8 protein-coding genes are annotated in these 8475 nt (G+C 38.5%); all 8 read right to left on the reverse strand.

Annotation, left to right across the window (positions count from 1 at the left end; genetic code table 11):
- Positions 1 to 33: 33 nt before the first annotated feature.
- Positions 34 to 2025, reverse strand: coding sequence for an alpha/beta hydrolase family protein (locus ACESSZ_RS01845; protein WP_119983455.1), 1992 nt, complete (start codon positions 2023 to 2025; stop codon positions 34 to 36).
- Positions 2026 to 2275: 250 nt separating this feature from the next.
- The gene (locus tag ACESSZ_RS01850) at positions 2276 to 3421 is read right to left on the reverse strand and encodes a glycerate kinase family protein (protein WP_119983456.1); all 1146 of its coding nucleotides are present in this window, start codon (positions 3419 to 3421) and stop codon (positions 2276 to 2278) included.
- Between the two features lie 33 nt (positions 3422 to 3454).
- Positions 3455 to 3886 (reverse strand): DUF4430 domain-containing protein, encoded by a 432-nt coding sequence (locus ACESSZ_RS01855; protein ID WP_008689439.1) that lies wholly within the window; start codon positions 3884 to 3886, stop codon positions 3455 to 3457.
- Positions 3879 to 4382, reverse strand: coding sequence for a cytochrome B (locus tag ACESSZ_RS01860; protein ID WP_119983457.1), 504 nt, complete (start codon positions 4380 to 4382; stop codon positions 3879 to 3881). Before ACESSZ_RS01860 ends, ACESSZ_RS01855 begins: the two co-directional genes overlap by 8 nt.
- Entirely contained in the window at positions 4363 to 4866 is a 504-nt protein-coding gene (locus tag ACESSZ_RS01865) for an ATP:cob(I)alamin adenosyltransferase (protein WP_008689444.1), read from the reverse strand. Before ACESSZ_RS01865 ends, ACESSZ_RS01860 begins: the two co-directional genes overlap by 20 nt.
- 54 nt (positions 4867 to 4920) lie before the next feature.
- Positions 4921 to 6264 carry a 6-phospho-alpha-glucosidase gene (locus tag ACESSZ_RS01870; RefSeq protein WP_008689447.1) on the reverse strand — a complete coding sequence of 448 codons (1344 nt, stop codon included), beginning with the start codon at positions 6262 to 6264 and terminating at the stop codon, positions 4921 to 4923.
- Positions 6265 to 6278: 14 nt separating this feature from the next.
- Positions 6279 to 7586, reverse strand: a complete 1308-nt coding sequence (gene larA / locus ACESSZ_RS01875) for a nickel-dependent lactate racemase (RefSeq protein WP_008689449.1) — start codon at positions 7584 to 7586, stop codon at positions 6279 to 6281.
- An 11-nt stretch (positions 7587 to 7597) separates the two neighbouring features.
- A partial coding sequence (locus tag ACESSZ_RS01880) for a biotin synthase BioB (RefSeq protein ID WP_499842679.1) occupies positions 7598 to 8475 on the reverse strand: 878 nt, incomplete at its 5' end.

Here is an 8475-nt window from a genome sequence, read left to right on the forward strand (position 1 = left end):
TATCCATTCGTATAGGATTTTTATGCAACTTTTTTATTTAAGATGCTGTTGCATCCAATTGGTAATTTCTTCTAAACGTTTCACACGATGCTTTGGTTTCCCACTGCGGCTTAGCTCATGATTTTCTCCTTTAAACATACAAAGTCTGGCTTCTATGCCATGCTCCACAAGCGCACTATACATTTGCAAACCTTCACTGTATGGGCAGCGATAATCCTCATTGCTATGAATAAACAGTGTTGGTGTTGTCACCTGATTGGCATACTTCAAAGGAGAATGCCACCACAACTCTTCTACGCTTTCCCAAGTATCTGCTTGCTGCTGATCTTTGGTGAAAAATTCCCCGATATCAGAGGTATGCGCGAAGCTGATCCAATTCGCAATCGAGCGCTGACTTGCTGCTGCCTTAAAGCGATTGGTATGGCCAATGATCCAATTGGTCATGAAACCACCATAGCTGCCACCGGTTACACCAACCCGTTGTTGATCGATTGCCGGATAACGTTCTAAGACAACATCCGTAAACTTCATGAGATCTTCATAATCAATCGTTCCATATTTCCCATTGATATCCGCAAAGCCATTGCCTCTGCCATCACTGCCACGTGGATTCATAAAGAATACAAAGTAGCCTTGATTTGCCCACACCTGCATCTCATGATAGAACACGGTACCATAAACCGTTCTTGGTCCACCATGAATATCCAAGATTGCCGGATACTGTTTTCCCTCTTCATAGCCTACAGGTTTCATTACCCATCCATACAAGGTGATATCATCCGATGTGAAGTTACATTCTTCTAATGGACAAATCGTCTTTGTTTCATGCACCCACATATTGTAATCAGAAATGCGTTGGTAGGTTTTATTCGTTATATCCATTTGGTATAACTCTTGCAGTAAGTCCTCTTGCATACCGATAAAGATAAGACCTTTATCATGGATATCAAAAGCATCCACACTGCCGCTAAGTTCTAAAACCGGTTGGATATCGCCCTGTTTATCCAACGCATAGATGTGTGCTTCATGCCTTCTGGTCGTGATAAAGTAATACTTATCTTGATATAAACAAGAACTCTTGCCACCGCCGAGGCGACAGTCACTGCCAACACTTCCCCATAAGGAATCTTCATTTGCCGCAAACAATTCCAGCTTACGCTTCTTTAAGAAATAGAATTGTGCATTTTCATTGATTCCATAGCGTCTGCCATCACTGGCAATCACCAATAGCTCTTCTCCCCATGGTTCAATGCCGGAAATCATATATTCCCCTTGATCAAATATACACTTTGATGTGCCAGCCTTCATATCATAGACATAAATACCCTGTCGGCCTGTCTGTTTATGTTGGATTCTTACTTCACCGGTATAATACAACAGCTGCTTTTCTTTATCCCATTTCACATCCATTACATCCATGATATCCGTGCTGATGCGTGTCAGTGTATCACTATTTTCTTCATATAGAAATAAGCTATTTCGTTTCTTATTAGTATAACCTAAACCATTCCCATAAAAAGGAAGCTCATCCAGGATCTCATAATCCTCCATGTCTTTCTTTTCTTTTAATGCCTTGACTTTTTCTTCCTCATCCAACGAATAGCAATATGAGTAATTCAGATCGTAATCTACCGTACAGGCATAACAGCCATCACTTACTTTCTGGATACCGGTTACGACTAGCGGTATTGTAAATGCTTTAATTGCTTCTCCTCCATGTAAAGAAATACGATAAAAGACCGTACGTTCTTCTCCATTTTCCACAGCTTCTTGATCTTGTTTATCACGCAAAGAGGAAAATAATAGGGTATCTTTATCTTCCCAAAGATACATGCTTTCCTTACCACCATTGGTAAGCTGTTTGTGTGTTTTTCCATCCCATACATACAAACGTTGTTGATACGTATTATGTTTTTCATCACAAGTTGCTATGACATAAGCCGCATGTTCACCATCTGGTGCATAGGTTACATTGGATACAAATCGATACTTCAAAAAATCCCTTAACTGTAATGTTTCTTTCATACAAGCTCCTCCTGTTACATAGTATCATTATAAGCTTTTCATTCCAGGAAGACAATCAGAAGATGCCTTGATAATACAGTGAAAAGCTAACGAAGTTATCTTTCCCAGACGTATTTGTAAGTAGGAAAAAGAAGGTGTTTTTATGGTAACATTTTTTTCATCCTACCCTTCTTACGTAAGCCATCAAAGCTCCTCAACCTAAAAAAAGCTTCTCGTAAAACACAATCTTTTACAAGAAGCTTTTTAAGCTTTATTTTAATAACCGCAAGGGATGTATTGCATGCAGGCTACGCATCAATTGATAACTGAATTCTTCTAAATTTTTTTCGGTATTCGTTATTGCGTCAGGAAGCGTAACTACACCGGGTTGAATAGAGAAAACACCGTTAAAATATGTATCAAAAGATGAGACTTCTCCTTTTTTCTGTCCACAGACTGCAATTACCGGTACCTGCATCTGCTTTGCGATGGACGCTATACAGACCGGCAGTTTTCCTTGTAAGCTTTGCTCATCCATTCGACCTTCTCCGGTAATTACTAAGTCCATATCTTTCATTTTGTCTTCAATATGTAAATAAGTATTCAAAAGCGTGAATCCAGAACTTACGCTTGTCGCAAATAGTGATAAAGCTGCTGCAATACCTCCACCGGCACCATAATAAGGCTGTTTCAGATCACGTTTTAGTAATTTCGCAACCAATTGTAATTGATTATCTAAGAAAATAATCTGATCATCTTGTGCTCCCTTTTGCCTTGCGAACATAACAGCCGCACCTTTTTCGCCATATAAAGGAGCATCCACATCGCATCCTACTGCTATTTCTACATCCGCAAATTGTTTTAAAACAGTATCCAGACTGTTTTGATCAAGCGTTTTAATCTTTACCAAAGGATTTTCGTTTAAACCAAGTTCGCGATGATCCTTATCATGCAACCGGACACCTAATCCCTGAAGCATCCCTAAACCACCATCGGTTGTAATTGTGCCACCTATAAAAATTATAATTTTTTTATAATCATCCATTTGCAGCTGCTTTAATAAAGTGCCTAATCCAAATGTAGATGTTTGCTTCACTGTATCACGTGATACCTTTTTATCATGCAATCCGAAAATGGCCGCTGTTTCAATTGCACAAGTTTTTTTACCATTGTCATAAAAACTCAATACTGCTACTTTACTATCTTCAAAAAAAGCATTTTTACATGAATACCAAATCCATTCATAATCTGAAAGTGCATGAGCTAACGCCTGTAAACTATTCTCCCCTCCATCTCCTACTGGAATCACCACTGTGTTATCGGCATGATATTTCTTAATACCTTTTTCTATGGCAGTTCCTGCCTGGATAGAAGATGTAGCGCCTTTAAAAGAATCTATTGCTATTACAATCTTCATTGTTAATCATCACCCGACCTTTTTCTAATGATCTTAAAAGGAAGAAGTGAAGTGGAACGTAAATTGATCTTGATCATTCACTTGTAAAATGTCAATTGCATCACACTGCCCCTTTTCCTTGCAAGAGGTATTATTATCTGAATCATATAGCCACCAAGGACCCTTTTTAAAATCTTCTGTTCTTACTCCCAGCATTCCCATTAAGGTTGTACCATACTGTCCTTTTGTTGTTTCTACAGCTAATTCATCCGCATGTTGTAAAAAATCCTCTAATGTATGAATATTGCCCTTTACCGTGATATCTTTGTTCATTAATTCTTTCTTTTCCACTTCATGAATGACTTGAATATGCAGAGTGATTTCTCGTTCTTTTTGATCAGATTTCACAATCTTTTCATCTTTTTTCATACATCCGCTTACGCATAGGAAACAAATAATAAGGAATACTTTCCACATCTTATTCATATAAAAACCTCCTTTCGATTCGCTCTAATACCGATAAAACCGGTCTGGCACACACCAAATATAAACAAAAAGATAAAATGAACTGGATTGTTGAAGCCTTGAGTCCAACGATGAAATAAGCAAGCGCAAGATGCTTCGAAAATAACATAAATGGCAATTGCAGAAATTGTCCAGTGAGAAAAGAAAATAGTCCGCATAAGAATGCCGCAAGCAGAAAATGCTTCTTTAAACACTTAGCAAATACACTGATCACTAAGCTGTATAATGGATATAACAACAGATACATGAATGACCAAGGAGTCACTCCCTGTATCATCATGTTTAGTGTCGTAAATACAAATGCTGCCAATACCGCTTGTTTACGTGGAAAGATCAAGGCAAATACAACAAGTGTAAACGTGATACATTCTAAATATAGAATGTAGGAAAAGGAAGTAAAAATCAGCAGTTCCAATGCAGCCATAACCGCTATACAACTAAGATTTCGTGCATGCATAAGATTTACTTTCAAATACTATTTCTTCCGTATCCGCTTGCTGATTCTCATATAAACACATCATAAAAATGATATTTGATAAAAAATTCATAAAGTCCCATAAGATAGGATTTACCGGGATTCCTTCTTGTTTAACAGCATTTAAACAGCGTATGACGACCTTTGTTTCTGTTCGAAGGGTATGCAGCCAGCATGCTTGAAGACTTCCGCCGGGCAATACAAAGCACTTCATTTCAACATAGTACTTTTCATATAATCTCTCCAATTGTTGCATATCTTCTTGCGTAATTGCACAATTTCCGCGAATAGATCCATTCGCGTGATAGATCATAGATGTCAGCAGTTGAAGATCATCGCTATCAATTACTTTGACATAATGGGCACATAGCGCTGTTAAAGATGCCAACTTATCGGTCGCTACTTCATAATCACATAATGATGATGATTCATCTAAATAGCTGTATGCGCAATATTTCATCTGCATGCACATTCCTCCTCTTGATGTACTTCTTGTAATTGTTTGAAACAATACTCTGGTTTAGGATAATGTTGGCCAATACTCTTTGTTCGCCTCCATTAACTCATCAAGAATTTTCTTTGCTACAGATGCACTTGGCACCGTTTTACTAAGTGTAAGCGCCTGCCACAATTTTCCATAGCTACCCTCGATCCAAGCTTCTACAACAAGTTTTTCCACATATAATTGTTCATTGATCAACCCTAATTGAAAGGATGGAATTTTACCTACCGTTAATGCTTCCGCTCCTGAAGATCCAACTAAGCACGGTATTTCAACCATTGCCGTATCATCCAGATTCGCTATCGCACCATTATTTTCAACAATTAGCAGCATTCGTTCTTTGGTGTTATAACGAATGGCACAAGCTAAATCGACAATAAAGCTTGCATGAACACCAACGGCAAACGTATCCTCTTTGGCTGTTCCCTTAGCTATAATGCGCTCTGCGATTCCGAAAACTTCCTTTTCTCTTCCTTCCATGACTTCATTTGCTCTTGTATAAGCTGGATTGCTATGTGCAACAACTTCATCCGGGAACAGATAATATTTTAAATATGTCGATGGAATCGTGGTAGGATCTAAGGCATAAATATCTTTTGCTTTCTGATATGTTTCTTTCCAGCTAGCATCTTTATGCTGAAAATCCTTCGCATTTGTCGCAAAACCGTTTTCTTTGATGTAGTCTTTCAAAATCGGCATCACATCTTTTCCATCTTTTGTATGGATATCTGTCCACCATCCAAAATGATTTAAACCATAATAGCGAACTTCAAAATCTTTTCTGGTATATGTTTTTCCTGTACGTTCACTAAGTGCAGCAGCCATCATCGTCTCTAAAGCAACCGGCATATCACATATATTGATAATATGTTTTCCCGGACGTAAACGTCTTGTAGCTTCAGCGACAATGGATGCCGGATTTGAGTAATTCAAGAGCCAGGCATTTGGTGAATACTTTTCCATGTAATCTGCTATTTCAATGACTGGTCCAATCGAACGCATGCCATAAGCAATTCCTCCGGGACCACATGTCTCTTGACCGACTACGCCGTATTTCAAAGGAATTTTTTCATCCTTTTCCCGCATTTCATATAGACCTACCCGAATATGGGCCATTACGAAATCAATTCCGGTAAAAGCGGTTTGGGGATCACTTGTCCAATTAAATACGATATCAGGTGCTTTCTCTTTCATCATGATCGCACATGCTTGCGCAAGTTTCGCTTGCCGTTCTTCATTATTATCATATAGCGTTATGCGTGAAATCGGAAAGCGATCTAAATTATCTAATAACATTAATACAATACCGGGCGTATACGTACTGCCCCCTCCTGCTATACAAATTGCTGATGATTGTTTCATTTTTATCTTCCTCCTTACGCAGAAACTTTTGTTCTGCTATTAACAATTTCTTTTGGTGATATGATCACGGAAACGCCATCAGGAATGACGTTAATGCTAAACGTTTCGTTCGGTAACATTGCTTTTGCCAGATTCATTGCCTCATCTAAGCTATGTGCCGGTACCATATGAAAATTGCGTACGGTTTTATCGTCTAACGAGGATACTAATATTACACGAGCTTTTAATAATACACGCACCAACACCTGAACTTGCCATTGATCAGGTACAGTATCTTCCGCCTTTATCGCCAAGATTTTCTCCATTAAGGTCGCTAAATCACGTTCTTCTTCAAACATGTGATAAAACATTTCGCCCCCATGCCCATCAATGGCTTCTGCTAATAAAAGGATTACCCCACCTTCTTTCACGGCTCTTTCGGCAGCACTTAGTCCTTTGACTGCCTGATAAAGATTTTGATCGAGTGGATAACCGCCATTTGTTACAATGACAAGATCTGTTGGCTGTGCATATACCTGATTATACTTCCTTACAAATGCCACACCGTTTGCATGTGCTTTCTGCACATCGCCGGCAACCGCATGAATAATCTTTTTCTGCTCATCTAGAACAACATTCACGATAAATGCCAAACGTGCCTTACGTGCAGCATATAACATATCTTTATGAAGAGGGTTGTCTTTTAAAATGCCACATCTGGCATACTCGCTGGAAATGAAGAAAGAATTATGATTATACATAACACTTGCCCTTGAAGCTACCCCAGGCAATACACTTTTCCTTCCTCCTGAAAAACCGGCAAAGAAATGCGGCTCAATAAAGCCTTCCGCGAGCAATAAATCCGCATCTGCGGCTATCGCATTGATCCATAGCTCACCTTTTGATGGTAATATACCAAGAAAACGCATGTGTTTTTGATCATCACAGTCATGTATGATGATTGTTTCTTTCTCAACAATTTCTTCACCAAACTTCGCAATCAATTCTTCACGTTTTGTTTCTCTATGTAAACCAGTCGCAATTAATATCGTGATTTGCGCATGTGGATTGCCTTTTCGTATCTTTTTAAGTATGAGTGGCATCAAGATGCGGCTTGGCACTGGTCGTGTATGATCCGATGCTATGATCACAATCTTTTCTTTATGCTCCGCCAACTTATCCAATCTGCTGGAACCGATTGGATTTTGTAAAGCTGTTTCCACTATAGCCGCTTCTGTCATTGTAGGTTTCACCCTCATTTGGGCAGATAGTATCTGCTTAACACATGCATTTTCGATATTGAGTTTTTTATATCCTTTTCCATAAGGCAATGATAATTTCATAGGTGCTCCTTTCAATTAAGGTGATAGCCTCCTTGCAATAAAAGATTACATGCTTGATCAATATTCCAGCCTCTGTGATATTCTGTTTCATTGCACTCATCTCTTGGATTACTTCCACACTCTGCATACAATTGATTAACACCGGCAAGAATTCCGAGAGATCTTGGTTCATGCATATTCATGGAAATTGATGGATTACATACCAATCTGGTAACTGCCGCAATTTTAGCAAGCTCAAAATCATCAATTTCTCCATACTTCTTCAACGCACAATCTGAAGTGTTCACACGCGCCATTACCGCCATCACCTTGACATCATATTCTCTGGCACGTAACATTTCTTTTACTATTTCCTCATAGGTGTGTTCCGGTCCTATTGGTTCAATACAATAATATAATTCTAAACCGACGGATTTGATTGCATCCAATGTTTGAATTCGTTTTTTCACTGGTATTGCCGTATCAATTCCTTCACGAAGTCTGACTATATGATAAGCACCGTAAAATCCTGCATCCTTTAATGCTTGAGCCTGTGTTAAAGTAAAATCTTTGATATTCGCTATCAATTTGATATGTGATGGCAGCAAACACTTCACAGCTTTTCCGATATCAAGAAAACGCTGAAAAGGATAGTCTGCCGTTGTCATTAAAAATAAAGAATCAAGTTTATGAAAAGGTAAGGATACTACCTTTTCAATGACTTCTTCTTTTGATAGTTCCATTTGCATGTCATCATGAAATCCATCCATCCGCATTGAACAAAATTTACAATTTCCGGAACAAGGTGCAGCATTCAAACCAATTTGCAGAAATACATATCCCTTGCTTTGATAATGTGCTTTCGAAATTGCATGTGCTGTTGATAAAAGTTCAAAATAAGATGTAGATA

This window comes from Eubacterium sp. 3_1_31, assembly GCF_964249515.1.
Classification (GTDB): Bacteria; Bacillota_I; Bacilli_A; order Erysipelotrichales; family Erysipelotrichaceae; genus Longicatena; species Longicatena caecimuris.